The 23,579-nt window shown below is 65.0% G+C and carries 25 protein-coding genes; 8 read left to right on the forward strand and 17 right to left on the reverse strand.

The window, feature by feature from the left end:
- Positions 1-12 precede the first annotated feature (12 nt).
- The 5 genes from OKW45_RS01550 to OKW45_RS01570 all read left to right on the forward strand — a co-directional run bounded on the left by OKW45_RS01550 (position 13) and on the right by OKW45_RS01570 (position 4,767).
- On the forward strand, positions 13-441 hold the full coding sequence (locus OKW45_RS01550) for an RT0821/Lpp0805 family surface protein (protein ID WP_429465462.1): 429 nt from the start codon (positions 13-15) through the stop codon (positions 439-441).
- Positions 442-576: 135 nt separating this feature from the next.
- A complete protein-coding gene (locus OKW45_RS01555; protein WP_429465464.1) occupies positions 577-1,449 on the forward strand; it encodes a VOC family protein in 873 nt (290 codons plus the stop codon).
- A 289-nt stretch (positions 1,450-1,738) separates the two neighbouring features.
- Positions 1,739-3,472, forward strand: a complete 1,734-nt coding sequence (locus OKW45_RS01560; RefSeq protein WP_429465466.1) for a pyrroloquinoline quinone-dependent dehydrogenase — start codon at positions 1,739-1,741, stop codon at positions 3,470-3,472.
- Complete coding sequence (locus OKW45_RS01565) at positions 3,469-4,089, forward strand: c-type cytochrome (RefSeq protein ID WP_429465468.1); 621 nt, start codon at positions 3,469-3,471, stop codon at positions 4,087-4,089. Before OKW45_RS01560 ends, OKW45_RS01565 begins: the two co-directional genes overlap by 4 nt.
- A gap of 15 nt (positions 4,090-4,104) precedes the next feature.
- A complete protein-coding gene (locus OKW45_RS01570) occupies positions 4,105-4,767 on the forward strand; it encodes an ankyrin repeat domain-containing protein (RefSeq protein ID WP_429465470.1) in 663 nt (220 codons plus the stop codon).
- Between the two features lie 9 nt (positions 4,768-4,776).
- On the opposite strand, the gene gph is transcribed toward OKW45_RS01570, so the two are convergent.
- The 5 genes from gph to OKW45_RS01595 all read right to left on the reverse strand — a co-directional run bounded on the left by gph (position 4,777) and on the right by OKW45_RS01595 (position 8,419).
- Complete coding sequence (gene gph, locus OKW45_RS01575; protein WP_429465472.1) at positions 4,777-5,469, reverse strand: phosphoglycolate phosphatase; 693 nt, start codon at positions 5,467-5,469, stop codon at positions 4,777-4,779.
- The gene (locus OKW45_RS01580) at positions 5,460-6,281 is read right to left on the reverse strand and encodes an HAD family hydrolase (protein ID WP_018424564.1); all 822 of its coding nucleotides are present in this window, start codon (positions 6,279-6,281) and stop codon (positions 5,460-5,462) included. Before OKW45_RS01580 ends, gph begins: the two co-directional genes overlap by 10 nt.
- A gap of 146 nt (positions 6,282-6,427) precedes the next feature.
- Positions 6,428-6,850: an ExbD/TolR family protein gene (locus tag OKW45_RS01585; RefSeq protein WP_429465474.1), complete on the reverse strand. Its 423-nt coding sequence runs from the start codon at positions 6,848-6,850 to the stop codon at positions 6,428-6,430.
- On the reverse strand, positions 6,841-7,608 hold the full coding sequence (locus OKW45_RS01590; protein WP_429465476.1) for a MotA/TolQ/ExbB proton channel family protein: 768 nt from the start codon (positions 7,606-7,608) through the stop codon (positions 6,841-6,843). Before OKW45_RS01590 ends, OKW45_RS01585 begins: the two co-directional genes overlap by 10 nt.
- Positions 7,609-7,666: 58 nt before the next feature.
- The gene (locus OKW45_RS01595; protein ID WP_429465478.1) at positions 7,667-8,419 is read right to left on the reverse strand and encodes an energy transducer TonB; all 753 of its coding nucleotides are present in this window, start codon (positions 8,417-8,419) and stop codon (positions 7,667-7,669) included.
- Between the two features lie 179 nt (positions 8,420-8,598).
- On the opposite strand from OKW45_RS01595, the gene OKW45_RS01600 reads away from it, so the two are divergent.
- Entirely contained in the window at positions 8,599-9,714 is a 1,116-nt protein-coding gene (locus OKW45_RS01600; protein WP_429465480.1) for a YVTN family beta-propeller repeat protein, read from the forward strand.
- A gap of 160 nt (positions 9,715-9,874) precedes the next feature.
- Here the strand turns inward: OKW45_RS01600 and OKW45_RS01605 are convergent, their stop codons facing one another.
- On the reverse strand, positions 9,875-10,117 hold the full coding sequence (locus OKW45_RS01605) for a hypothetical protein (protein ID WP_429465482.1): 243 nt from the start codon (positions 10,115-10,117) through the stop codon (positions 9,875-9,877).
- A gap of 492 nt (positions 10,118-10,609) precedes the next feature.
- Between OKW45_RS01605 and OKW45_RS01610 the strand changes: the two genes are divergently transcribed.
- Positions 10,610-11,515, forward strand: coding sequence for a lipid A biosynthesis lauroyl acyltransferase (locus OKW45_RS01610; protein WP_429465484.1), 906 nt, complete (start codon positions 10,610-10,612; stop codon positions 11,513-11,515).
- A gap of 197 nt (positions 11,516-11,712) precedes the next feature.
- Here OKW45_RS01610 and OKW45_RS01615 read toward each other — a convergent pair whose 3' ends face one another.
- Together OKW45_RS01615 and OKW45_RS01620 are read right to left on the reverse strand one after the other, a co-directional pair.
- A complete protein-coding gene (locus OKW45_RS01615; RefSeq protein ID WP_429465486.1) occupies positions 11,713-11,928 on the reverse strand; it encodes a hypothetical protein in 216 nt (71 codons plus the stop codon).
- A gap of 692 nt (positions 11,929-12,620) precedes the next feature.
- Positions 12,621-14,996 carry a TonB-dependent receptor gene (locus OKW45_RS01620; RefSeq protein WP_429465488.1) on the reverse strand — a complete coding sequence of 792 codons (2,376 nt, stop codon included), beginning with the start codon at positions 14,994-14,996 and terminating at the stop codon, positions 12,621-12,623.
- Between the two features lie 179 nt (positions 14,997-15,175).
- Between OKW45_RS01620 and OKW45_RS01625 the strand changes: the two genes are divergently transcribed.
- Entirely contained in the window at positions 15,176-16,174 is a 999-nt protein-coding gene (locus tag OKW45_RS01625) for a histidine kinase (protein WP_429465490.1), read from the forward strand.
- Here the strand turns inward: OKW45_RS01625 and OKW45_RS01630 are convergent.
- The 9 genes from OKW45_RS01630 to fhcD form a co-directional block, all read right to left on the reverse strand.
- Positions 16,144-16,806, reverse strand: coding sequence for a response regulator (locus OKW45_RS01630; protein ID WP_018424574.1), 663 nt, complete (start codon positions 16,804-16,806; stop codon positions 16,144-16,146). The two genes, OKW45_RS01625 and OKW45_RS01630, sit on opposite strands and share 31 nt — an antisense overlap.
- Positions 16,803-18,053 (reverse strand): pyrroloquinoline quinone biosynthesis protein PqqE, encoded by a 1,251-nt coding sequence (gene pqqE, locus OKW45_RS01635; protein WP_429465492.1) that lies wholly within the window; start codon positions 18,051-18,053, stop codon positions 16,803-16,805. The genes OKW45_RS01630 and pqqE overlap by 4 nt, the downstream gene beginning before the upstream one ends.
- A 4-nt stretch (positions 18,054-18,057) precedes the next feature.
- On the reverse strand, positions 18,058-18,336 hold the full coding sequence (gene pqqD / locus OKW45_RS01640) for a pyrroloquinoline quinone biosynthesis peptide chaperone PqqD (protein WP_429465493.1): 279 nt from the start codon (positions 18,334-18,336) through the stop codon (positions 18,058-18,060).
- Positions 18,333-19,091 carry a pyrroloquinoline-quinone synthase PqqC gene (gene pqqC / locus OKW45_RS01645; protein ID WP_429465494.1) on the reverse strand — a complete coding sequence of 253 codons (759 nt, stop codon included), beginning with the start codon at positions 19,089-19,091 and terminating at the stop codon, positions 18,333-18,335. The genes pqqD and pqqC overlap by 4 nt, the downstream gene beginning before the upstream one ends.
- Before the next feature lie 72 nt (positions 19,092-19,163).
- Positions 19,164-20,078, reverse strand: coding sequence for a pyrroloquinoline quinone biosynthesis protein PqqB (gene pqqB / locus OKW45_RS01650; protein ID WP_429465496.1), 915 nt, complete (start codon positions 20,076-20,078; stop codon positions 19,164-19,166).
- Entirely contained in the window at positions 20,075-21,109 is a 1,035-nt protein-coding gene (locus OKW45_RS01655) for an alpha/beta fold hydrolase (RefSeq protein WP_429465498.1), read from the reverse strand. The genes pqqB and OKW45_RS01655 overlap by 4 nt, the downstream gene beginning before the upstream one ends.
- The gene (locus OKW45_RS01660) at positions 21,106-21,690 is read right to left on the reverse strand and encodes a cytochrome b (protein WP_429348038.1); all 585 of its coding nucleotides are present in this window, start codon (positions 21,688-21,690) and stop codon (positions 21,106-21,108) included. The genes OKW45_RS01655 and OKW45_RS01660 overlap by 4 nt, the downstream gene beginning before the upstream one ends.
- 81 nt (positions 21,691-21,771) lie before the next feature.
- Positions 21,772-22,608, reverse strand: a complete 837-nt coding sequence (locus OKW45_RS01665; protein WP_429465501.1) for a formylmethanofuran dehydrogenase subunit C — start codon at positions 22,606-22,608, stop codon at positions 21,772-21,774.
- On the reverse strand, positions 22,605-23,576 hold the full coding sequence (gene fhcD, locus OKW45_RS01670) for a formylmethanofuran--tetrahydromethanopterin N-formyltransferase (protein WP_429465503.1): 972 nt from the start codon (positions 23,574-23,576) through the stop codon (positions 22,605-22,607). Before fhcD ends, OKW45_RS01665 begins: the two co-directional genes overlap by 4 nt.
- Positions 23,577-23,579 lie beyond the last annotated feature (3 nt).

Here is a 23,579-nt window from a genome sequence, read left to right on the forward strand (position 1 = left end):
GAGGAGAAACCCATGTCACGTCAATTTCGTCCTGGCGCAGGCGCGCCCGCACTCGACGCCGCGTACGCCCACACGATCACGCAGTGGCTTGCGGCAGCGGCGCTGCTCGCCAGCCCCATGTTGTGTTACGCAGCGAACCTGAACTTTCTGAAAGACACGCCCATTACTTACATGCGCGAGGCCGACCGTAAAGCGCTCAACGACGCGGCGCAAAAGGCGCTCGATACAAAAAAGGATGGCGAATCGTACGCGTGGAGCAATGCGGGCACCGGCAATTCCGTTTCGATCAAGGGCACGGTGACGCCGCAGGACACGACGAAGGACGGTGATCGAACCTGCCGGACCGCGACGCTGACCGCGGTCGCGAAAGGACAGACCCAAACGTGGACGCCGATCGTCTGCAAAACCGGCAATGGGCCGTGGAAGATTCTGCGGCAATAAGCACATGCGTGTCGCTTCATACGCCTCTCGACATGGCGGCGCCGCCACGCCGTCCGAGTTGCACGAGCACGTACCACTTGCCCTGTTGATGCATAATTTGTCCAGCGTTTCGCGGCTCATGCACAAGGCAAACACATGGAACACTCTTACGCTAACGACGATACCGGCAATCTGATCCTGCTCGAACACGTCAACCTGAAAATCCCCAACCAGATTCTCGCGACCGCCTTCTACGTCACCGGCCTTGGGCTCACGCGCGATCCGTTCGTGATGACCGGGGTAGAGAATATGTGGATCAACATCGGCCGGTCGCAGATTCACTTGCCGCACGGGGCGGCGCAACGTCTGCGCGGCAGTGTCGGTCTCGTGGTCGGCGAGCTCGAAGCGCTGGTGAGGCGGCTGCGCTCGGTCGAACCGCTGCTCGCCGGCACCGCGTTCGGCTGGACGGAACGCGCAGGCAGTGTCGAAGTGACGTGTCCGTGGGGCAATCGCTACGAGTGCCTCGATCCTCTCAATCGATCCGCGTCGGCTCCGTGGTCGGACATCGATCTGGGCATCGCGTTCGTGAAGATGGATGTGCCGGTCGGCAGCGCGTTGCCTATCGCGCGCTTCTACCGCGATATGTTCGATGCGACCGTCGACATCGAAGAGAAGCATGGATTGCACCGCGCGGTGATCGATATCGGCACGCATCAGCAACTGCTGTACGCGGAAACGACCGCGCCCATTCCTGAATACGACGGACACCACATCGCGATTTACACCGCTGCTTTTTCGGGGCCGTTCACGCGGCTCGCGGAAAAAGGTCTGGCATATGGAGAAGAGCCGCATCAATACCGGTTTGCCGACCTGCTCGATCTGTCATCCGGAGAGCGTTGTTTCCGGCTCGAACACGAAGTACGGAGCCTGCATCACCCACTTTACGCGCGCCCGCTGGTGAACCGGAATCCGGAACAGACCAACCGGAACTATCAGCAGGGGGCCGATTGGCGCGGCGGCCGGTTCTGATCAGCTCGACGAGTGATGATCGCTCGCCACTCCTTAACGATTTAATCTAGAAAATCCACAACACATCGCCTACCCTTAATCGAGCCGGTTTTCCGCGGACCCGTGCATTGCTTCTCCCCACTCTGCGAAGCCGACCCGTCCTGACAAAGCTAACAACGATTCGAAGTCGTACGCTTTTGTTGTCTGCGAGGGTTGCGCCATCGTGCTCTTTCACGCTGTCGTCCGCGTGGATCCATGTCGCACTCCTGCGCTGCAATTCATAGGAACAATAAAAAGCTAGGAGACGCTCATGCCATTCAACCGTATTCAGGGAATTGTCGGCCTGCCACTGCTCGCCATCGCGTTCGGCTTGCCTGCGGCTCATGCCGCCGACGAAGTACAGAACAGCTCGACCACCACCGCCGCGCCGGTGCCATCGACGCTTCAGCCCGTGACGCAGGATCAGCTCGATCGCGCCGGCAGCATGACGGCGGTCTGGCTCCATTCGAACGGCTCGTACGCGCAGACGCGCTATTACCCCGGCTCGCAGATCAACCGGACGAACGTCGCGAAGCTCAGGCCGGCGTTCATCTTCCAGACGGCCGTCAACGAGTCGATGGAAACGGCGCCGATCGTCAAGGACGGCGTGATGTTCCTGACCACGTCGTTCAATCACGTATACGCGATCGATGCGACGACGGGCAAAGAGTTCTGGCATTACAAGCACAAGATGGGGCCGGTCACGACGTTCTGTTGCGGGCCGAACAATCGTGGCGTCGCGATTTCGGGTGACCGGCTCTATATGGGCACGCTCGACTCCAAGCTCGTCGCGCTCGACGCCAAAACCGGCAACATGCTGTGGCAAAGCCAGATCGCCAATCCCGACGAGGGCTACTCGGAAACGATGGCGCCGACGGTCGTCGACGGCAAGGTGCTGATCGGCACGAACGGCGGCGAGTACGGCATTCGCGGCTTCGTGAAGGCGTACGACGCGAATTCCGGCCAGTTGCTGTGGACCTTCTACACGATTCCGGAAACCGGCCAGGAAGGCGTGTGGGCCACCAAAGACGCGACCGGCCGCGACGAGAAGCGCGACATCGACGCGGAGAAGAAGCAGTTGGCCGACAAGGGCGGCGACTTCTACAAGACGCTCGGCGGCGGTGTGTGGATGACGCCGGCGGTCGACCGGAAAACGCACACGGTGTATTTCGTGGTCGGCAACCCGTCGCCGGACCTGTATGGCGCGATCCGGCCGGGAGACAACCTCTATACGGATTCGCTCGTCGCGATCGATCTCGACACCGGCAAGTACAAATGGCACTACCAGTACGTGCCGCACGACGTCTGGGATCTCGACGCAGTGAGCCCGCCGGTGCTGATCGACGTGCGCGACAACGACGGCAAGATGATCCCCGGCATCGTGCATGCGGGCAAGACCGGTCACGTGTACGTGCATGATCGTGCGACCGGCCGTCTGATCCGTTTCTCGCAGGCGATGATTCCGCAGGAAAACATGTGGACTCTGCCGACAGCAGCCGGCGCGCGCATGCTGCCGGGCGCGAACGGCGGCGTCGAGTGGTCGCCGATCGCGTTCGATCCGCAAACGCGCCTTGTCTACGCGGCCAACCTGAATCAGCCGATGACGTACCAGGTCGAGGACGCCGCCTATCCGGGCGGCAGCAAGCTGTGGCTCGGCGGCGCCTTCAAGGTGATTCCGTCCGAGGCGCAATGGGGCAAGCTGTCGGCCGTCAACGTCGACACCGGCAAGGTCGCGTGGGACTACAAGACCGACCAGCCGCTGATCGGCGGCGTACTTGCAACGGCGGGCGGGCTCGTGTTCAACGGCGAGGGCAACGGCCTGTTCCGCGCGTTCGATGCCGCCAGCGGCAAGAAGCTGTGGGAGTTCCAGTGCGGCGCGGGCGTCAACGCGCCGGCCGTGTCGTACACGGTCAACGGCAAGCAGTACATCGCGGTCGCGGCGGGCGGCAATACCCAGATCGACTTCAAGCGCGGCAACAGCGTTGTCGTGTTCGCGGTGCCATGAGGCGGCCGGCGCCGCGGGGAGCGCCGGGTGGGGCGCGCGCTGCATGGGTGGCGCTGCTGTGCGGCGGATTGATCGCCGCATGGCTGCCGTCGGGCGCGCGCGCCGACGCCGAGGCGGGCAAGGCGAAAGCGCAGGTGTGCGTGGCCTGTCATGGGCCGATGGGCAATTCGACCAGTCCGGACTATCCGATTCTGGCCGGGCAAACCGCGCGCTATCTGTATCTGGAGCTGAAGGACTTCAAGCAGGGACGGCGCAGCGATCCGCGCATGTCGCCGATGGCGGCGAACCTGTCGAGCGAGGACATGCAGGACCTCGCCGACTACTTCGCCGCGCAGAAGCCCGTATCGGTGCCGTTCAACGCGGATGGCGCGAGCATCGAGGCGGGCAGCAAGAAGGCCGCCGAGGTGTTGTGCACGATGTGCCACCTGGGTGGCTTTTCCGGGCAGAACGAGATTCCGCGGGTCGCCGGTCAGCACTATCAGTACATCGTCAAGCAGTTGCAGGACTTCCGCTCGCACACGCGCACCAACGATGCGGGCAACATGACCAGCGTGACGCGTAATCTGTCCGACGACGACATCCATCATCTGGCCGCCTATATCAACAATCTGCAGTAGCACGGGGAAGACACCATGACAGACATGTTCACTCGGCCGCTTGCGACCGCCGTTCTGCTCGCCACCGCATTCGGCGCGTGGGTGCCGGCGCTCGCGCAGGACCAGGGGGAAATCAACCGCCAACTGCTCGCGGCCGCGAAGGACGACGATCGGCAGTCGGTCGTCGCGGCGCTGCAGCGCGGCGCGTCGGTCGATGCGATGAACCGGATCGGCGACACCGCGCTCGTCACCGCGTGCAAGAAGGGCGATACGGCGATGGCGCGCACGCTGATCGAGCGCGGCGCGAACGTGCAGCATGCGAACGCGCCGGGCGATACACCGCTGATGGCCGCCGCCTACGGTGGCTTCGACGAGATCGTCGCGCTGCTGCTCGCGCATGGCGCCGATCCGCTCGCGACCGATCGCGTCGGCAAGACCGCGATGGAATACGCAGCCGGCCAGGGGCAAACGAAGGTCGTCGGTCAGTTGCTCGATGCGGGCGTCGACGTGAACCGGACCTACAAGAACGATCTGACCGCGCTGATGTGGGCGGCGGGATACGATCGCGCGGAGACCGCCCAACTGTTGCTCGCGCGCGGCGCGAACCGGTCGTTGAAGGACAACCGGGGGATGACGGCGAAAGATATCGCGGTGCAGACGAAGTCGGAGCGGGTCGCGGGATTGTTGTCGGCGGGTTAGCGGCTCGAATCACGCGCGCAATGCCGGTCGCGCTTGCGCCAGAATCGCCGGCAATGCCTCGAACGAATCGATCAGCGCGTCGCAGCGCGGCAGGTCGGCGCCGCTCGCGCTGCCATAGCCGTAGCTGACGATGAACACCGGAAGACCGGCCGCGCGCGCCGCCGCGACATCGACCGATGAATCGCCGACCAGCACGCAACGTTCGGGCTCGACATCGAGGAGCCGGCACGCGTGCCAAAGCGGCTCGGGCGACGGCTTCATGCTCGCCACGGTGTCGCCGCCGACCAGCCCATCCATATAAGCGGCAAGCCCCGTTTTGTCGAGCAGCGCCGCCGCCAGCGCCTGCGGTTTGTTGGTCACGCACGCGCGACGGTAGCCGTGCTGCTGCAACGCGCGCAGCCCGGCCATCACGCCAGGAAAAACCCGACCCAGTGCCGCGTTGGTCACCGCGTAGTGCCGCTCGAACACGGCCTGCGCGTGGTCCAGTTCGACGCGCTCGCCGAGGCCCGCCGCATCCAGCGAGCGTTGCACGAGCTTGCGCACGCCGTTGCCGATGAAGCCGGTCACCCTGTCGTACGGCAGCGGCGTGGCGCCGAAGTCCGTCAGCATCAGGCCGGCAGCCGCGACGATGTCCGGCGCGGTATCGACCATCGTACCGTCGAGATCGATCAGGACAGCGTGGTAGTCGCGGTTCATTGCCATGACGCGCTCGCGTTCGCCTGGTCCGCGTTCAGTGCGCCGTGCGCGGCCGAATCGGGACGACGCGTGGCGTCTCGATGCCAGCGGCGCAGTGTCGCCAGATCCACCCAGCGATGCCATTCGCCGCGCACCATCGGAACGATCGGCGCGTGCGGATCGCCGAGATGAGGCAGCACGGCCAGCGCGCCATCGAAGTCCTCGTGCGCGGTAAAAGCGCTCGGCGTGACGACGACGGGCACGCGCGCGGCGCGCGCCGCCAGCAGGCCGTTGCGCGAGTCCTCGAAGGCGAGACAGGCCGCGGGCTGCAAGCCGAGCTGTTCGAGCACGTGACGATAGACGTCGGGGGCGGGCTTTTTTGCCGGCGTGGTGCCGGCGTCGCCGATCGCCGCGAAGCGATGGCGCCAGCTGGCGCCGAAATGCGCCTGCAGCAGCGCGTCAAGGTTGGCGGGCGTCGTGGTCGTCGCGATCGCCACGCGTAGACCGGCCTCGTTCGCCTCGTCGATCAGACGAGCGATGCCGGGTCGTAGCGGCACGCCGCGCTCGCGCATGCGCTCGGTGTAGTGGCGCGTCTTCAGCGCGTGCAGCGCGTCGACGGCCTCTCGCGCTCGCGGGCCCCCGGCTTCCTCGCACTCGACCGTGCGCCAGTAATGCAGCAGACGCTCCTTGCCGCCCGCCACTTTCAGTAAGCTGGAATAGAGCGCTTCGTCCCAGAACCAGTCGAGGCCCGCTTCCGCGAACGCGGCGTTGAATGCGTGCAGATGTGCAGTCTCGGTGTCGGCGAGCGTGCCGTCGACGTCGAAGATGAGGGCTTGCATCGTGCGGTCCTCGCGAGGGTGGGGTGCCGTTCAGACACGCACCACGATAGCCGAGCCGTCCGCCGATTCAAATTCAGAGATTCTTTCGCCGCCGATAAGCGGGACTTTATGTGCCGGCACGCACCGAACACGCACGCCGCGCCGCGTCATTTGCCCAACTGCGGATCGGTCACGAAGCCCAGCTTCGTCAGCCCGCCGCGCTGCGCCGCCGACATCACGATCGCGACACGTTCGTACGGCACCTTGCGATCGGCGCGCAAATGCAGCTCCGGCTGCGGCGTCGCGAGGGCGGCTTGCGCGATGCGCGCGCGCAAGGCGTCGTCGGTCACGGGCTGACCGTCCCACAGCACCGTACCGTCCGCCTGCACCACGACGTCCACGTGCGCGGGCTTGACCGCTTCCGGCTGGCTGCTTGCGTGCGGCAGATCGACCCGGACCGCGTGTTGCAGCGCCGGGATAGTGACGAGAAAAATGATCAGCAGCACCAGCATCACGTCGACGAGCGGCGTCATGTTGATCTCGTTCATCAGACCTTGATCGTCGTCGTCGGAGAAAGGGCTCATTGCCATTCGAGGTCTCCGTCGCGGGTTGCGTTCGTCGCGCTGGTGCCGCGCGGCACCACACGCATCTGCGGCCCGGCGCTCGACGGCAACTGCGAGCCGGTCACGAAGTACGCGTGCAAGCCGTGCGCGAATCGCTTCAGGCGCGCGACGATCGAGCGGTTCGCGCGCGTCAGACCGTTGTAGCCGAGCACGGCTGGAATGGCGACGAAGAGCCCGAACGCCGTCATGATCAGCGACTCGCCGACCGGGCCGGCGACATGGTCGATCGAGGTCTGACCGGTCTCGCCGATCACGATCAGCGCATGGTAGATGCCCCATACGGTGCCGAACAGCCCGACGAAAGGCGCGGTGCTGCCGATCGACGCGAGAATCGCCAGGCCGCTTTGCAGGCGCGCGATCGTCTCGTCCATCGTGTCCTGCAGACGCCGGGTGATCCAGTCGGACACGTCGATGCGGTCGTGCAGATGCTGCTGCGTCTGCCGATGATGCGTCGCGGCTTCATGGCCCGCCAGCGCGAGCGCGAGCAGCGGGTTGTCGTGCGTGCCCGATTCCGGATGGCCGAGGCTGCGCAGCCCGTCGTCGAAGCGGTCCGCGCTCCAGAAGCGCGCGTCGCTCCGGGTTGCGCGCCTGAGGCGGATCAGCTGCCACAGCTTCACGATGATCACCGTCCACGACAGCACCGACATGATCACGAGCACGCTCAGAATGCCGCGCGTGACGATATCACCTGAATCCCAGACGTTTGCGAGTCCGTAGTGTTGCATGGCGAGTTCCTTCGTTTGGTGTCCCTGGTCTGTTTGGCGGTGCGCTCAACCTGTCGCGTCACTCGGTCAGTCCGAACACGAACGACTGCGAGTACGCGGCGCGCACCGGCGTGCCGTTTTCGGTGTACGGCTGGCAGGCGCCCGCATGGACGGCGGCGAGCGCCGCGTCGTCGAGCCGAGGGGAGCCGCTGCTGGCTTGCAACTGCACCGTTTCGATATGCCCGCTCAGCCCGACGACGAAACGCACGATCGCCGTGCCATGCTCGCCGCGGCGCTTCGCGATGTCGGGATAGTCGGGCTTCGGAATCGAGCAGTCGACGTGCGACACGTTGCGCGGCTCGGTCGACACGGGCACCGCCGGATGGGCGGCGGGAGCCGATGCCGCCGACGGCGCGGCGGTCGTTGGCACGGCGGGCATGGCGGCTTGCGCGGTGCTTTCACGCGACGCGGACGGCGTGGGTAGCGGCGTTTCCACCCTGCGCGGCACCTGCGCGCGCGGTTGCGGCGCAGGTTTGACGCGCACGGCGGGATGCGTGACGGGTGGCGTTGGCGCCGGCGGAACGACAGCGGCGGGCGGGGGCGGCGCGGGAGGTGAAACAACCGGAGCGGGAGGCTCGGGGCTCAGCAGCGACGCGGTGATCGTGCGCGGCTCGACCGGACGCTCGACGATCCGGTTACGCGAGCTCAACGCGATGGCGAGCAGCGCCAGATGCGCGACGATCACGGCGCCCAGCACGATGGCCGCGCGACGGTAAGCGGCCGTGGCATTCGTAGGACGTCCTGGGTTCACCATGGCAACTTGCAGCATCATCGCCACCTCCGCGCTCATTGTCCCCCGCCGACCCTGCTTTTCAAACCCGCAACGGCCGGCGCGAAGCAATTCGGGAAAATCTCCCGCCGATCCGCGTTGTCAAACAATCGCCCGGTGGGCTACCTTGAAACGATGACGCGAATCATCGCGGCGCCGCGATATCAACCCGGAGTACAACGATGCTGGAGACACGGATTTCCCCCCGACCACCACGCCGTTCCCTCGCGCTGGCCTGCGCGCTCGTGCTGGCCGCGAGCGCCGCGCATGCCGCGGCCGCGCCGCTCGCCTACGTGACGAGCGAGAAGGCCGGCGTCGGCGTGATAGATCTCGACCGGATGACGCTCACGCAGACCTTTCCGGTAGGCGCCGATGGCCCGCGGGGCCTGAGCCTGAACGCCGACGGCACGCGTCTGCTGGTCGCCAACAAGAACACGAACGATCTCGCGGTGATCGACACCGCGACGGGCAAGGTGGTCCAGCGCGTGAAGATCGGCAAAAACCCCGAATATGTGCGGGTGCGCAACGGCTATGCATACGTGACCTACGAGCCCGGCGAGGACGGCGGGCCGCCGGGAGCCAAACCCGACGCGAAGGGGGACAATAAGCCCGAAGCGAACGCGGGCAACAAGCCCGGCGCGGACGACGACGACGCGAACAAGCCGCCCGCCGAAATCGCGATCATCGATATGAAAAACTGGCACGTGATCCGTTCGGTCACGAGCGGCCACGAAACCGAAGGCATCGAATTCTCGCGCGACGGCCAGATGATGCTGGTCACCAACGAAGGCGACGATACGGTGTCGATCTATCACGCTCGAACCGGCGCGCCGATCCGAACCGTGAAGCTCGCGGCGGGCGGGCGGCCGCGCGGCATTCGGCTGTCGCCTGACGGCAAGCATTATGTTGTCACGCTGGAGTCGCTCAGCAAGTTCGTCGTGATCGACGCGCACACGTTCGAGGTAGTCAAGACCGTCGACACCAAGCTTGGTCCCTATGGCGTCGCGTTCGGCCCGAACGGTCAGCGGCTTTTCGTGGCCGCCGCGCGCGACAAGGTGGTGCAGGTGTTTGACGGCCACACCTTCGAACATGTCGCCGATGTGCCGGTCGGCCAGCGCTGCTGGCATTTCAGCTTCACGCCGGACGGCTCGAAGCTGATGGTCGCTTGTGGTCGCTCCGACGCGGTCTACGTGCTCGACGCGAAGAGCTATCAGCCGCTCAAGCAGATCGGCGAGCTGCCGCTCGCGTGGGGCATCGTCACGTATCCGCACAGCGACGGCTCGATCGAATCGCATTGAGCGGGGCGGGCGAATGAGCTGTTATCGGGTCCTGCCATACCAGTACGTTCGCGCGCGGCACCGCCGCCGCGAGCTGTTCGCGGGTGAGGATCATCGCGCGTCTCCAAAAACGAAACAGCCCCGTCGAAGCGGGACTGTGTTGATGAAACAGGCCGGGAAATCAGGAAGTGCGACGCGTCGCGAGTGCCCGGTCGATGAACCAGAAGGTCACCGTCCCGCTAAAAATTTCCCTGTCACTTGACGTCCAGATGAGATTCGTCGCATCCGCAAGCGATGCGTGCTGCGAGAATGCGATATAGACCGTGAGCGCCTTGTCGAGCGAATTCTCCTTACCTCGGACGCGACCGAACAAACTCGACACTCGCAATACCATGCTGTCTCCCTCCCGCTTGAGGGTATGCATATGGCATCGCTAGGTACAACTCTGCGTGGCATCGCCGATGTCACGAAAACGACCGCGATCATCCGAGCGGCCCAGCTTGCATATCAGGAGCAATACTGGCGTGCTCGGGCAGAACGTGGATGGAATGGGCGTTATATGAATAAGTCGAGACGCGAGCTGACACTGACAGTCCGATCCAGTCGCCAGCGGCCGCTTTCGAGGTAAAGGACGGCAGTCGATCCGGATCTACCCTTCGCCCCCATACGAACTCGGTGGCGGCTTTCGAGTAGAATGGCCGCCCTGGTGGTCTATCGGTGGCGCGGGCGCCTGCCGCCCATGCACAGTTGTTTTCGCCAGGAAGAACCCGTAGCCCGTCCACTTGGGTAGCCCGTCATAAAGTAGTGCGTGCGATACAGTAGGGCGTGCGATACTTCGCTGCCGTCGCCATGCTACGCCGCCAGGATCTCGAATTGTGTTAGACGTCCGTAAGTATTCGTATTTTTCCGTTTCGCGATGAGTGATTCTCACGAGCGGGGTAATTTCCTGGCGCGATTTGGCTATGTTCTGATTGTAGTGCTGCTGCGCGTCTTCGCAGTCCTTCCCTATACGCTCGTCGCAAGGTTCGGCAGCGCGGTTGGGGCAATGTTATATGCACTTCCAAGCTCCCGAAAACATATCGTTCTCGTCAATCTGCGTCTCTGTTTTCCCGGCAAGAGCGAGTGCGAGTACGACGACCTTGCCAGAAACCATTTTCGCCACGTCGTTCGAAGCTATCTCGAACGAGGGATTCAATGGTTTGGCAGCGCGCAAAGGATACGAAAGCTGGTCCACATCGAAAGTCGAATCGATCTGGAAGACAGGAATGCTCCACCGACCATCTTTCTGGGCTTCCATTTCGTGAGCATCGAGGTCGGCTGCATACTCTACTCAACGCGCCTGCCCGCCGCCTCGCTGTATACACGCATGTCGAACGCGCGCCTTTGCAGTCTAGCCAAGCGGCAACGCGGCAGATTTGGCGCCGAGATGATCGAACGTTCGACAAGCGCCAGAAAGATCGTCGGCTTACTTCGTTCAGGCAAGCCAGTCATGCTGGCTGCTGATATGGATCACGGCACACACAACTCCGTTTTTGTGCCGTTTTTTGGCGTCCCCGCCTGCACACTTACTTCGGTTTCGCGCCTTGCCCGACTGGCCCATGCGCGGGTTGTACCATTCGTGACTGAAGTATTGCCAGATTACCGCGGGTATAAGCTGACCATCTTCGAGCCGCTCAGCGACTTTCCTTCAGAAAGTGAGACGATCGACGCGCGCCGAATGAATGAATTTCTTGAAACGCAGATCAATCGGTGCCCAGCGCAATATTACTGGGTGCATCGTCGCTTCAAGAATCGTCCACCGGGCGTGCCAGGCGTGTACTGAGCACGCCGTCCTTAAGGCATGCGACCGTTCCTGGTTGTGTGCTCTCGTGAGGGAACGCGATGAGCTCGACTGACAAGCATAGGTCCGCTATCTGACCGGACCGGACGATTGAGTGTCCCTGTCCGAATACTCAAGCGTATGTCCGCTCCTGGGCCGTATTGGGACCGACGCTCTGACATCGTCTGTCCGACCAATTCTTACTTTCTGCGCATCAACTGACTACCCGACGACGGCGATGTCGCAGCCGAATGGACAAACCGGCACAGCCGGTCCCACGATTCGATATAACGATATTTCGGCACACTGCCAAGCACCTCGTCGTAGCGCGATGCGACCTGTCCGACAGTGACGGTTTGCTCCGCCGACACCTGCGCGCCATGCCCCTGTGCGGCATCGGAGATACTGCTGTCCAACACGGTCTCCGCTTCGCGAAAAAGCGCGACGTCTGCCCTGGGACGAAATCATCCTGGCAACGCCTCGTCCGCGCTGACGAACCTTCTTATCCGGGTAAGCCACACGCACCATAAAACCCTCGATTGAAGAGCTCCTGGATAGGGACCGGCAGCTTTTGCGTCAGGAACACAAATGCGGTGCCGTCGACAACCCAGTACCGTACGAGCCGTCTTCCGCCGCAGCCAGTCCCTGCTGATCGAGGATTGTTCAATCAGTGCCGTATTGAGGTGACCGTGGCCCGTAAAGCAGCCCGTTCGGCGGCCCTCCATGCAGAAGCCGATAGCTCGTCACTCCGGCAATATCGTGCCCCCTGCCGACAGAACCGGTTAGTGTTTTGTCGTGGTAAAGCCAGGAGTCACAAGCCTGCCATTTTTTTAACGTTTATTGTCAATGTTTATCAAAACGGATCTATCTTAATTTAGAAAATGTTGACCGTGACCCGGCACCACCACGACTGAGCATAGGCCACGTCGCTCATGAACTCGATCCCGCGAGCACGAAGTCGTTAGGCATCAAACGCCGGGCTTACGGGTGCCGCGACGAGGCGTACTTATTCCTCAAAATCCGAGCCGCGTTCCCGGGCAGTGCGCTCGTGATAAAGCCTCAGGTGGCGGAAAGAGTGAAGCCATGCGATACGCCGCGCCAGACGTGACTACTTCCACGCATACCTCATCCCCACCCAGAACCCCCTCGGCGCACCGGGCCCAACGAACTGTTCGTTGACCGGCGCCGCGCCGTTGAACGTATTGCCCGGCCCGCTAAAGAAGTTCTCCCCGAGCGCGCCGAAGCTCGCATAGCGCTTGTCGAGCAGATTCGACACCGACGCGAACACCTGCAACTGCTTCGTCACCTGGTACGAGGTGTCCATATCGATCAACAGATAGCCGGAGATCTTGCCGTTCACGTCCTGGTTGTTTTCGTCGCCCTGCGCGTAGATGCTGCCGCGCCACGTCAGGTTCGTACCGATTCGCCATTTCGCGGTGGCCGCGTAATCGAGCCGCAGCTTGACGGTCGTCGCCGGAATGCTCGGGATGTGGTCGCCGGGATGCACGGTGATGTTGCCATTCGCGTCGGCGCTCGAGTTGCTGGGGCTGCTTTCGACCCATGTCGACTGGTAGGTCGCATTGACGTAGCTATAGCTGCCGGTCACTGTGAGCGGTCCATATTTAGTCTGCCCGGCCAGTTCGACGCCTTGCCGACGCGTGCGCCCGACGTTCTGGAAAAAGCCCTGCGAACTGCCCGCGCCGTTGCTGCTGATGAACTCGATGTCGTTGTCGAGCGTCGTGCTGTAGGCAGCCGCGCTCCATGTCGTGTTGCCGCCGATCCTGCCGCGCGCGCCGACTTCATAGGTCTTTGAAATGACCGGCTGCAACGACGGATCGGAGATGAAGTCGTTCGGCAGCGAACACGGCGCGTTCGGATCGGCGCAGGCCAGCTCGATTGCGGTCGGCGAGCGCATGCCCTCGTTGTAGGTCGCGTAGGCGGTGAGCGCCGGCGTCGGATTCCAGTTGATGCCGACCGCCGGATTGAAGCGCGAGAACGTATGGTGGCCGTCGAGCTGCGGCTGCGTGCCGGATTCGTCGCCGATCGTCGCATCGGCCCAGTTGTAGCGGCCCGACAGCGTCAGCGACCACTGCGGCGTCAGGGAGAGCGTGTCCGTCAGGTAGATGCCGTAGTTCGTGTTGTGCGTGTTCGCGTTGGTCTGCTGTGCGAAATTCCCGATGCCGACCGTCGCGCGCGAATCGGTAAACGCCGCGTCCTGCGACGACTGCGTGAAGCGCGAATCGGCGGCATCGACGGCCATGCCCGCGATGAACTGGTTCTGCATGCCGCCGAGCTTGCCGAGCAGCGTCAGTTGCAGGCTCGCGCCGTAGCTGTCGGTCGTCACGGTGGACTGTACGTTGGTCGCCTGCAACGTATCGACGGTGCCGTCGGGATTGATCGTGCCGTAGTCGTTGTTGACGTTGCTGCTGGTGTTGGCATTGCGAAAGTGCCGGTAGTACGCGTTGCCGCTCAGCTCGACGTTGTCGTTGAAGTAATGATCGCCCGACAGCGTCAGGTAGCCGGCGCTGTTCTGATTCCGATCGGGATACGTGTACGGTTGCCTGGAGTTACCGAGGAACGAGCGCGGAATGGTTTGCGCGCCGTGCAGATCGTTGTCCGCGCCGCCGGCCGATAACGACAGCGTCGTGTCGGCGTCGGTATAGCGCAGCTTGCCGAACACCTGGCGGATGCGGCTCTCGTTCTGCTCGGCCCAGCCGTTGTCGTTCGCGGCGTTGGCGGTGAAGTAGTAGTCGAGGTTCTGGCCGATCGTGCCGCCCTGTTCGATCTGCGCGGCCTTGCGTCCCCACGAGCCGCCCTGAATTTCGGCCTCGCCGACCGGGTTGTCCTTGCCGTTTTTCGTCGTGATCGACAGCGCGCCGCCGAGCGTATTGAAGCCGAAAGTCGGATTGGAGCCGGGGATCAGCTGCATCGTGTCGATCGCCTGTTGCGGCAGCAGGTCCCAGTTCACGACGTCACCGAACGGTTCGTTCACGCGCACGCCGTCGACGAATACCGACAAACCTTGCGGCGTGCCCAGCAGCGGCGACGCGGTGAAGCCGCGATAGAACAGGTTCATCTGATACGGGTTGCCCTGCGCGTCGGAGATCGTGACGCTAGGCAGATTCGCCGCGAGGTAGTCGCTGAGTGTCTGGCGGCCCTGCCGTTGGATATCGGCCGCATGGACCGTCTGCACGTTGGCCGGAACCAGCGTGAGCGGTGTGCCGATGCCGAGCAGCGGCGTGGTGCCTACGACGACGATCGGCGCGAGGGTCGTGGTAGGTGTCGTGTTGCTGCTGGCGTTGTCGTCGGCTGCCTTGGAAGAGGCGGCGGAAGACGCCGAGGCCGGCGCCGACGCCGCGACTGGCGGCTCCGCCTGCGCCCATACACTCGTGGACAGACCGGCGAGCGCGCCGCCGACGCAGAAGGTGATGCCGGCACGCCGCTGAAGCCGGCGTTTGCGGCGTGCTTGTGATCGCATGCTCATCGTTATTGTCTCCTGCCGGCTTGATATATGCGCGTGTCGCGCGTTGTTTGACGTTGGTGTAAAGCTTCGCATACGCGTCTGTAAGACGCGCGGGAGCTTTTCCCGATCTGCCGGGGAAGCGTTCCCAAACTCGCGCAAAACCCGCTGCGCGTGCCGGCGCTGAGTAGAATGCAAGCGTCATGTCAAGCGAACCGATCCATTCCTCTTCCGCTGACCGAGCGCCGCCATCGTCGCCGATATGGCGCGACCTCGGCTGGGTCGTCGCCGTGACCGTGCTCGCGGCGGTGCTCGGCGCCGCCTTCGATCTCAGCGAGAAGGTCTACCGGTTCACGCGTGGCATGGAGCGCTTCCAGCTCGACGAGTTGCCGGGCACGCTGTTCGTGCTGTCGATCGCGCTCGCGTGGTTCGCGTGGCGCCGCTATCGCGATGCGCGCCGCGAAGCGCGCCATCGCCGCATGCTCGAAGAACAGGCCGAACGGCTGCTCGCCGACAACCGGCGCCTTGCCAGTCAGGCGCTGCAGGCGCAGGAACTGGAGCGCCGCCATATGGCGCGCGAGCTGCACGACGAGCTGGGTCAATACCTGAACGCGATCTCGCTCGACGCGGCGCGCATCCGCGATCTATCGGGCGAGCGCGAGCCGGAAATTCATCGCATCGCGCTTGGGCTGATGCAGAGCGCGACGCATGTGTACCGCGAGATCGGTGGCATGATCCGCCGCCTGCGGCCGATCGGTCTCGACGAATTCGGCTTGCCGACCGCGCTCGAACATTGCGTCGACGGCTGGCGCGAGCGCTTGCCCGAGGCGTCGTTCTCGATGACGATCGAAGGCGATTTCAGCGGCCTCAGCGATGCGTTGACGATCACGCTGTACCGGCTCGTGCAGGAAGGACTGACGAATGTGTCGAAGTTCGCGCGCCGCTCGCGCGTCGAACTGTTCATGGTGCGCGCGCCGCGCGAACACAACGGCACGCAGATCGACGAGATCGTCGTCACGATGGCCGACGACGGCCCCGGCACCGATCTGACGAAGCCGCGCAGCGGGCTCGGGCTGATCGGCATGCGCGAACGCGTCGAGGCGCTCGGCGGCGAATTTCACATCGCGAGCGAGCCGCAGAGCGGTTTTCTGTTCTGCGCGCGCGTGCCCGCTCACGCGGGGCTGGCCGAGCCCGTGAACTGAAGCCCGAGGCGGCTTGCCATCTGCGCGAGCTGTACACCGTTGTCGGCGCCGAACTTCTGCCGGATCACCGATTGGTGGTTGGCCACCGTCTTCTGACTCAGGCCCAGCCTTTCGGCGATGCTCGGCAGCGTATAGCCCTGCACGAGCAGCCGCAGCACCTCGAACTCGCGCGCCGACAACTGACGCCCCGGCGGCCCTTCGTTGAACGCGGTGCGCAGCGCGAGCGCCTGCGAGATGTCCGGGCTCAGGTAGCGGGCACGCCGCGCAATCGAGCGCACCGCTTCGACCAGCACGTCGGGCGCGCTCGCCTTGGTCACGTAGCCGAGCGCGCCCGCGTCGAGCGCGCGGCGCACGAAGATCGATTCCTCGTGCACGCTGAAGATCAGCACGCGCGCGTCCGGTTCGCGCGCGAGCATGCGCCGCATCGCTTCGATGCCGCTTGCGCCCGGCAGCGACACATCCATCACGACCACGTCGGGCCGCAGCGCGCAAAAACGCTGGTAGGCCTGCGCGGCGTCGCCCGCTTCGCCGCACACCTCGACGTCGGCATTCAGTTCGAGCAGACGCCGGTAGCCTTCGCGCACCACCGCATGGTCGTCGACGAGCAGAACGGAGATGGTGTCGGCACTCATGATTGGACTCCGGGTGACGCCCGGTTATCGCCACCGGCGTCGGGCTCGCGGGCAGCGGCCGCGAACTTGCGTGAGTTGGCGTCGTTGCGGAACAGGATCGGCTGTTCGCGGGCCGCTGCTGTCGCCCCGGTTTCGGATGCAGATCCCGATGCTGCACGCCGCACGATCTTGACCACGGTGTCGTGAAACGGCGACTTGTCGCAGACCGGGTCGGCGTTGGCCGCGTCGCCGGTCAGCAGGAAGGCCTGGCAGCGGCAGCCGCCGAGGTCATGTTCCTTTTCATCGCAGCTACGGCACGGCTCCTTCATCCACTGCAAACCCCGAAAGCGGTTGAACGCGTCGCTGTCGTACCAGATCTCGCGCAACGGCATGTCCTTCACGTTCGGCAGCGTCAGGCCGGGCAGGCCGCGCGCCGCGTGACACGGCAGCGCGGCGCCGTCGGGAGCGACGCCGAGGAACACCGCGCCCCAGCCGTTCATGCAGCGCTTCGGACGGCGCTCGAAGTAGTCGGGCACGACGAAGAAGATCTTGCAGCGCTCGCCATGCGTGCGGCGATAGCGCGCGACCACTGCTTCGGCTTCTTCGAGCTGCTGTTGCGTCGGCATCAGTTGCGCCTGGTTCTCGCGCGCCCAGCCGTAGAACTGCGTGTTCGCCAGCTCCAGATATTCGGCGCCGAGAGCCAATGCCATCTCGATGATCTTGTCGACATGCGGCAGGTTGTAGCGATGCAGCACGCAGTTCATCACCATCGGAAAGCCGTGCCGCTTGAGCGCGACAGCGACGCGCTGCTTCAGCTCGAAGGTGCGCGTGCTGCTCAGGAAGTCGTTCAACTGCTGCGTCGAATCCTGGAAGGACAACTGGATGTGATCGAGCCCGGCGGCCTTCAGATCGCCGAGGCGCTGATCGGTGAGACCGACGCCCGACGTGATCAGGTTCGTGTAGAAGCCGAGCCTGTGCGCTTCTTCGACGAGTACTTCGACGTCGTCGCGCACCAGCGGCTCGCCGCCCGAAAAGCCGAGCTGCACCGCGCCGAGCGCGCGCGCCTCGCGCAGCACGTCGAGCCATTGCGCGGTGGTCAGTTCGCGGTTGTGATCGGTGTAGTCGAGCGGGTTGTAGCAGAACGCGCAATGCAGCGGACAGCGATAGGTCAGCTCCGCGAGCAGCCACAGCGGCGGCGGTACTACGGCGGCCGCGTCGCTTTGCGCTTGCGCGCCGGGTTGAGAGCCAGGTTGAGAAAGATCGGTCATCGCGCTACTCCAGCCAGCCGCGCCCATGCGCGTCGGCGATGAAGGCCCGCACCTCGCTGCCGATGCCGGTCGTGTTGAACGCCTGTTCGAGGTCGGCGATCAGCGTATCGATGTCGCGTGTGCCGTCGCAGCGCTTGAGGATTTCTCCCGCGCTTTGATTGAGTTTCACCATGCCCTCGGGGTACAGCAGCACGTGCGCGTTCTGCGCGGGCTCCCATTGCAGGCGGAATGGCTTCGCGATCGCGAGCGGCGTGGCGGGGTCGGGGCGAGTCGAGTCGTTCATTGCGGAAATGCCTTCTCGATCGCATCGAGCATGGTCCACAGAATGTCGAGCTTGAACTGCAGGATGTCGAGCGCCCGTTCCTGCTGATCGCGTCGCGTGAAATGCGCGAGCGTGACCTCGAGTCCGTGCTGCACATCGCGCTGCGCGAGCGAAATGCGTGAGCGGAAGTACGCGAGGCCCTCGGGTTCGATCCACGGATAGTGCTCGGGCCAGCTCGCGAGCCGGTCGCGATGCACCTGCGGCGCGAACATTTCGGTCAGCGACGAGCACACCGCTTCCTGCCACGGCGCGCGGCGCGCGAAATTCACATACGCATCGACGGCGAAGCGCACGCCTGGCGTCACGTGTGCGAGCGCCCACAGTTCGTCGCGCGTGAGGCCGACCGCGTCCGCGAGACGCGCCCAGGTTTCGATGCCGCCTTCCGCGCCATCGTAGCCGTCGTGATCGAGAATGCGCAGCACCCAGCGGCGGCGCGTCTCGCGGTCCGGACAGTTCGACAGCACGGCCGCATCCTTCAGCGGAATGTTGATCTGGTAGTAGAAGCGGTTCGCGACCCAGCCGCGAATCTGCTCGCGCGAGCAGCCGCCGCTATTCATCTTCACGTTGAACGGATGGTGGATGTGATAGGCGGTGCCCTTCGCGCGCAACTGCGCCTCGAATTCTTCACGGCTCCAGGCGGGTCGGTCGATGCCTTGAGTTCCCGTTGTACTCACGTCGCGTGTTGGTGTCGTGTCCTGAATGTCTTTCGCGTTCATGCCGTCTCCGTTTTATCGTCGTTCACAGCCGCGCATCGTTACCGCATCGCTCCGTACTCTTCACTGCTCGCTTCAAAGCTCGAAGCTCATTCCGTCGTACGCGACCTCGATGCCATGCTCGCCTAGCACGCGCCGCTCGGGGCCGTCTTCGATCAGGATCGGATTAGTGTTGTTGATATGGATCAGCACTTTGCGTTTCGCGCCGAGCGAATCGAGTGTTTCGATCATGCCGCCCGCACCGCTCTGCGGCAGATGGCCCATATCCGCCGAGGTCTTCTTCGACAGGCCGAGGCGGATCATTTCGTCGCCGGTCCACAGCGTGCCGTCGACGAGTAGCAGATCGGCCTCGCGCATCGCCGCCAGCACGTGCGGCTCGATCGCGCCGAGCCCCGGTGCGTAGAACACGCGCCGGCCCGATTGCAGGTTCGTCAGCAGGAGTCCGATGTTGTCGCCGCGCTCCGGCGCATTGCGATGCGGCGAGTACGGCGGCGCCTTGCTCGACAGCGGCAGCGCGTCGATGCGTATGCCGGGCAGCGCGTCGACGGCGAGCGGCGCGCCGTCGAGCGCGATACGGCGGTGCTCGACTCCGCAGTAGTGCGACAGGATTGGCGCGACTGGAAAGCCGGAGCGGAGGTCTTGCCAGACCGCATCGGTTGCGTATAGCGGCAGCGGGGTGTCGCGTTCGCGCAGCATCAAGAGGCCGGTCACGTGGTCGATCTGCGCGTCGATCACGAGCACCGCGGCGATGCCGCTGTCGCGCGCGCGCCGCGCTGGTTGAAGTTCGGGATGCGCGGCGATCTGCGCGAGCAGATCGGGCGATGCATTGACGAGCAGCCAGTCCTCGCCGTTCGCGCTGACCGCGATCGACGACTGCGTGCGGCGCGTCGCCTTCACCGTGCCGCGACGCACTCCGTCGCAATTGCGGCAATTGCAGTTCCACTGCGGAAAGCCGCCGCCCGCCGACGAGCCGAGTACCTTGATCTTCATGCCGCGCGACGCATGCTGCTGCGCCCCTCTTCGACGGTGGGAGCGAACATCGCGGTGAGCGCCTGCGCGACGCATGCATGCAGCGCGGGGTCGCTCGCCAGATGACCCGCCGCGCTGACAGACTCGACGCGCGCCGACGGAACCGCGCGCGACAGACGTCGCAGATTGCCGCGCGGACACACCGGATCGCGCCCACCATGCACGGCCGCAATCGATACCCCGGCCGCCGCCGCGCGGCGCGCGAGCGACAGCAAACGCGTCTCGCCGAGCCAGCAGCGATGCGCGAGGTAGTGCGCCTGAATCCGGTATTTGCCGATCAGCTTGCGCGCGTGGCGTTGGGATTCGCGTGGGTTTCGCAGGTTCGCACGTCGTTGTGCGGCGCCTCGCGACGATGCGCTCGCGAGCACCGCGTTTTCATAGCCGCGCCAGGCCAGCGCGAGCGCGCGTTGCCGCGCTTCATTCGCGCCGTATTGCAAGCTGTCGCCGCAACGCGCGGCCAGTGTCGCGGGCTGCTCGCAGCGAGCAGCGGCACGCAGTCTCGACCACGCACGCGGCGCACGCTTGCGTGACCCGATGAACAAACCGCGCACTTCGCGCGCGGACGACAGGAACAGGCCGCGCAGCACGACGCCCGTCACCGACCGCGGACACTGCCCCGCATACGCGAGCGCGAGCGCCGCGCCCCACGATCCGCCGAGTACGCCCCAGCGCGCAAAGCCGAGCCGCGCGCGAATCGCTTCGAGATCGGCGATCAGATAGTCGGTGCGGTTGTGGCGCACGCTGCCCTGCGGCGTCGAGGCACCGGTGCCTCGCTGGTCGATCAGCACGACGCGAAAGCTTCGCAGATCGAACAGCCGCAGCACGCCGGGCTGACTGCCGCTGCCTGGGCCGCCGTGCAGCACCGCGACCGGCACGCCGTCGCGCGCGCCGGCCAGCGCATACCACACGCGATGACCATCGCGCGTGCGCAGCGTATGGACTTCGAGCGCGGCGGCCGCCTGCGTGTGGCGCGATAAGCTTGGCATCGTCATGGCAGCATCCTCGCGAGCAGGTTGTCGCGATCGATCCACTGATGCTTGAATGCGCCCGCCACGTGCAACACGATCAGCGCGATCAGCGCGAAGCCGATGGCGTGGTGAAGGCCGAAGAACAGCGCGCGCAGATGCGCGTCGTCCCAGCCCCACTTCGGCAGCAGGATGCCCCAGAAGCGCGTGCCGTAGGTGTTGAACGACGAGCCGAGATACCCGGCAAGCGGCATCGCCACCATGCCGACATATAAAAGACCCTGCGTAGTGCGCGCGGCGGCGCGTTGCCACGGTGGCATCGGCGGCAGCGGAGGCCGGTGAAGGACCAGCCGCGCGACGATGCGCAAAAGCACCAGCAGGAAAACCGTCAGTCCGAGCGACTTGTGCAGATTGATCAGCGTCGCTTTGACAGGCAAGCCCTTCGGCAATCCGACCATATAAAGCCCGAGCGCGAGCAGCCCGACGATGCCGAGCGCGATCAGCCAGTGCAGCGCGATCAGCAGCCCGGCATAGCGCGGGCCGCCGGCGCTGGCATTTGCGTTGACGTCGATATCAGGCTTCGCGTTTGCGGAATCTGCTGTCGTCATGCCCTGTCTCCATGCAACATCGTTGCGGGACGTTTCTTTTTCGCCGAACACCGTTTCAGTCGCGGCTGACATAGCGCTGCGTCAGCCGACGATCAGTATTTCACCGCGGCCGTCGACCGCGAGGTCGCCCGTGAAGCGGACCGGCAGACGATCCGCGCGCCACTGCGAAAACGGCGCGATTTCGGCCGCGAGACTGCGTATGAGCAATGACCAGAATACGTCGAAACCGTGTCCGCCGCCGGTGAAAGTAGGGGGCGGCAGTGGCTCGGGCCGTTGCGCGAGCAGCAGCGTGCCACGCCTCATTGCATAGGCATAATGCGCGCCCAGTTGCCCCGCCACGCCGACGGTTCCCGCCACCAGTCGCGACGCCGCGAAGTCGCCCGCGTTGCCGCCGACCAGCACGAGGCCGCGGCGCATCCGGTCGGCGAGCCGCGCGCCCGCGTTGCCGTGGATCGTCAGCGTGCCGCCGCTCATGCCTTCCATATCGCCCGTCAGTGCGCCGGCGGCGAAGTCGCCGCTGTCGCCGCGCACCGTCACGCGTCCGCCGCGCATTTCGCAGCCGGTGAAGTGCCCCGCGTCGCCGTCGACTTCAAGCAAGCCGCCGCTCATTCTGAAGCCGCTGTAGTCGCCGACCGAGCCGCGCGCGACGAGCCGTCCGCCATCCATCTGCGCGCCGAGCCGGTCCAGCCACCGCGCGGCGTCGTCGATCAGCAGCGTGGCCATGTCGTCGCCGGACGCAGGCGCGTCGTCGCGCGAAACCTCGAATACGTCGCCGACCAAGCAGCGCTCGTTGCCGGCCGGCAGCACGATGCGCTCGATCTCGGCCACGCTCATGCTGGCCAGCGCCGAGGGTGACAGCGCTGCGGCATCGACGCGAAAGCCGGGTGGTGTCGTCACGCGCAACGTGGTCGTGCTCATGCGTGACTCCCGTTGAGCCCCGCCGCCAGTTCGTGCAGATGAAAGTGGTACGGCCCGAGCTTGCCGCCGTAGTTGCCCGCGGAAATGCGCAGCACGCCGGCCGCGCGGCCGAGTCCGGCGGCCGCGCCGATCCCGGCCGTCATCGCCGCGCCGACGTCGGCGTCGGTCAGACCGTCGATGACGATCTCCAGCACGCAGCCAACGTCCGCGCTCAACTCGCTGCGCCGCGCGAGGCCGGTCAGGCTCGGGCAGAACGCGTCGTTGGTCGACGCGGTCGCGCCCGCGTACTTCGAGCCGATCTTCGAGCCCGAGCGCACGATGCCGCCGGGAAACGGCATGATCACGTTCGGCAGCCGGCGCATCGCGTCGACCGCGGCTTCGGCGGCCGCGAGCGCGGCGCCCAGGTCGCGCGCGAGCAGCAGCAGATTGCCGCCGCCGACGGCCTTGACCGTCGCCGCCGTGTCTTCGCAGACGAACTCGCCGTCCATCACCGGCACGCGCCAGTACCGCGTGGGTCCGTTCCCCGCGTCGATCATCTTCGCGATCTGCCAGCCGTCGCCGAAAAAGCGCAGTCCGCTGCCGAGCGGCGCCGGGTCGGACAGCGGCGCGCGGCTCGTGGCCGGATCGATGCCGCCGTAGACGGCCGTGCTCGGGCAGGTGAGCACGCACTGGCCGACGCGCCGCCCGATCTGCTTCGCGAGCTCCTTCGACGACACCGCGAACAACAGCACCGCGACGCCGGGCCGGCCGTCGGGCGTGGCATCGGGCGCGAGCGCACGCTCGACGCCCGCCTCGCAGCCGCAGCCGATCACCGAGGTCGCGAAGCCCGCCAGCGAGTTCGCCGCGTGCATCGCCCACGTCGGCGTGTGCGCGGTGATCACGAGCCGGGTCGCCTTCATCGGAAAGGCTTCGGCGAAGGTCGCGTCGATCGCGGTGCCGTTGATGTCGAGCGGGGCGGGTGCGTTCATCGT

The organism is Paraburkholderia lebeckiae (assembly GCF_050436225.1).
GTDB lineage: Bacteria > Pseudomonadota > Gammaproteobacteria > Burkholderiales > Burkholderiaceae > Paraburkholderia > Paraburkholderia tuberum.

What these genes read in the sequence shown, in the direction of transcription:
- OKW45_RS01550 (WP_429465462.1), top strand. Translation starts at nt 13, where the DNA reads ATGTCACGTCAATTTCGTCCTGGCGCAGGCGCGCCCGCACTCGACGCC.
- OKW45_RS01555 (WP_429465464.1), top strand. Translation starts at nt 577, where the DNA reads ATGGAACACTCTTACGCTAACGACGATACCGGCAATCTGATCCTGCTC.
- OKW45_RS01560 (WP_429465466.1), top strand. Translation starts at nt 1,739, where the DNA reads ATGCCATTCAACCGTATTCAGGGAATTGTCGGCCTGCCACTGCTCGCC.
- OKW45_RS01565 (WP_429465468.1), top strand. Translation starts at nt 3,469, where the DNA reads ATGAGGCGGCCGGCGCCGCGGGGAGCGCCGGGTGGGGCGCGCGCTGCA.
- OKW45_RS01570 (WP_429465470.1), top strand. Translation starts at nt 4,105, where the DNA reads ATGACAGACATGTTCACTCGGCCGCTTGCGACCGCCGTTCTGCTCGCC.
- gph (WP_429465472.1), bottom strand. Translation starts at nt 5,469, where the DNA reads ATGGCAATGAACCGCGACTACCACGCTGTCCTGATCGATCTCGACGGT.
- OKW45_RS01580 (WP_018424564.1), bottom strand. Translation starts at nt 6,281, where the DNA reads ATGCAAGCCCTCATCTTCGACGTCGACGGCACGCTCGCCGACACCGAG.
- OKW45_RS01585 (WP_429465474.1), bottom strand. Translation starts at nt 6,850, where the DNA reads ATGGCAATGAGCCCTTTCTCCGACGACGACGATCAAGGTCTGATGAAC.
- OKW45_RS01590 (WP_429465476.1), bottom strand. Translation starts at nt 7,608, where the DNA reads ATGCAACACTACGGACTCGCAAACGTCTGGGATTCAGGTGATATCGTC.
- OKW45_RS01595 (WP_429465478.1), bottom strand. Translation starts at nt 8,419, where the DNA reads ATGATGCTGCAAGTTGCCATGGTGAACCCAGGACGTCCTACGAATGCC.
- OKW45_RS01600 (WP_429465480.1), top strand. Translation starts at nt 8,599, where the DNA reads ATGCTGGAGACACGGATTTCCCCCCGACCACCACGCCGTTCCCTCGCG.
- OKW45_RS01605 (WP_429465482.1), bottom strand. Translation starts at nt 10,117, where the DNA reads ATGCATACCCTCAAGCGGGAGGGAGACAGCATGGTATTGCGAGTGTCG.
- OKW45_RS01610 (WP_429465484.1), top strand. Translation starts at nt 10,610, where the DNA reads ATGAGTGATTCTCACGAGCGGGGTAATTTCCTGGCGCGATTTGGCTAT.
- OKW45_RS01620 (WP_429465488.1), bottom strand. Translation starts at nt 14,996, where the DNA reads ATGAGCATGCGATCACAAGCACGCCGCAAACGCCGGCTTCAGCGGCGT.
- OKW45_RS01625 (WP_429465490.1), top strand. Translation starts at nt 15,176, where the DNA reads ATGTCAAGCGAACCGATCCATTCCTCTTCCGCTGACCGAGCGCCGCCA.
- OKW45_RS01630 (WP_018424574.1), bottom strand. Translation starts at nt 16,806, where the DNA reads ATGAGTGCCGACACCATCTCCGTTCTGCTCGTCGACGACCATGCGGTG.
- pqqE (WP_429465492.1), bottom strand. Translation starts at nt 18,053, where the DNA reads ATGACCGATCTTTCTCAACCTGGCTCTCAACCCGGCGCGCAAGCGCAA.
- pqqD (WP_429465493.1), bottom strand. Translation starts at nt 18,336, where the DNA reads ATGAACGACTCGACTCGCCCCGACCCCGCCACGCCGCTCGCGATCGCG.
- pqqC (WP_429465494.1), bottom strand. Translation starts at nt 19,091, where the DNA reads ATGAACGCGAAAGACATTCAGGACACGACACCAACACGCGACGTGAGT.
- pqqB (WP_429465496.1), bottom strand. Translation starts at nt 20,078, where the DNA reads ATGAAGATCAAGGTACTCGGCTCGTCGGCGGGCGGCGGCTTTCCGCAG.
- OKW45_RS01655 (WP_429465498.1), bottom strand. Translation starts at nt 21,109, where the DNA reads ATGACGATGCCAAGCTTATCGCGCCACACGCAGGCGGCCGCCGCGCTC.
- OKW45_RS01660 (WP_429348038.1), bottom strand. Translation starts at nt 21,690, where the DNA reads ATGACGACAGCAGATTCCGCAAACGCGAAGCCTGATATCGACGTCAAC.
- OKW45_RS01665 (WP_429465501.1), bottom strand. Translation starts at nt 22,608, where the DNA reads ATGAGCACGACCACGTTGCGCGTGACGACACCACCCGGCTTTCGCGTC.
- fhcD (WP_429465503.1), bottom strand. Translation starts at nt 23,576, where the DNA reads ATGAACGCACCCGCCCCGCTCGACATCAACGGCACCGCGATCGACGCG.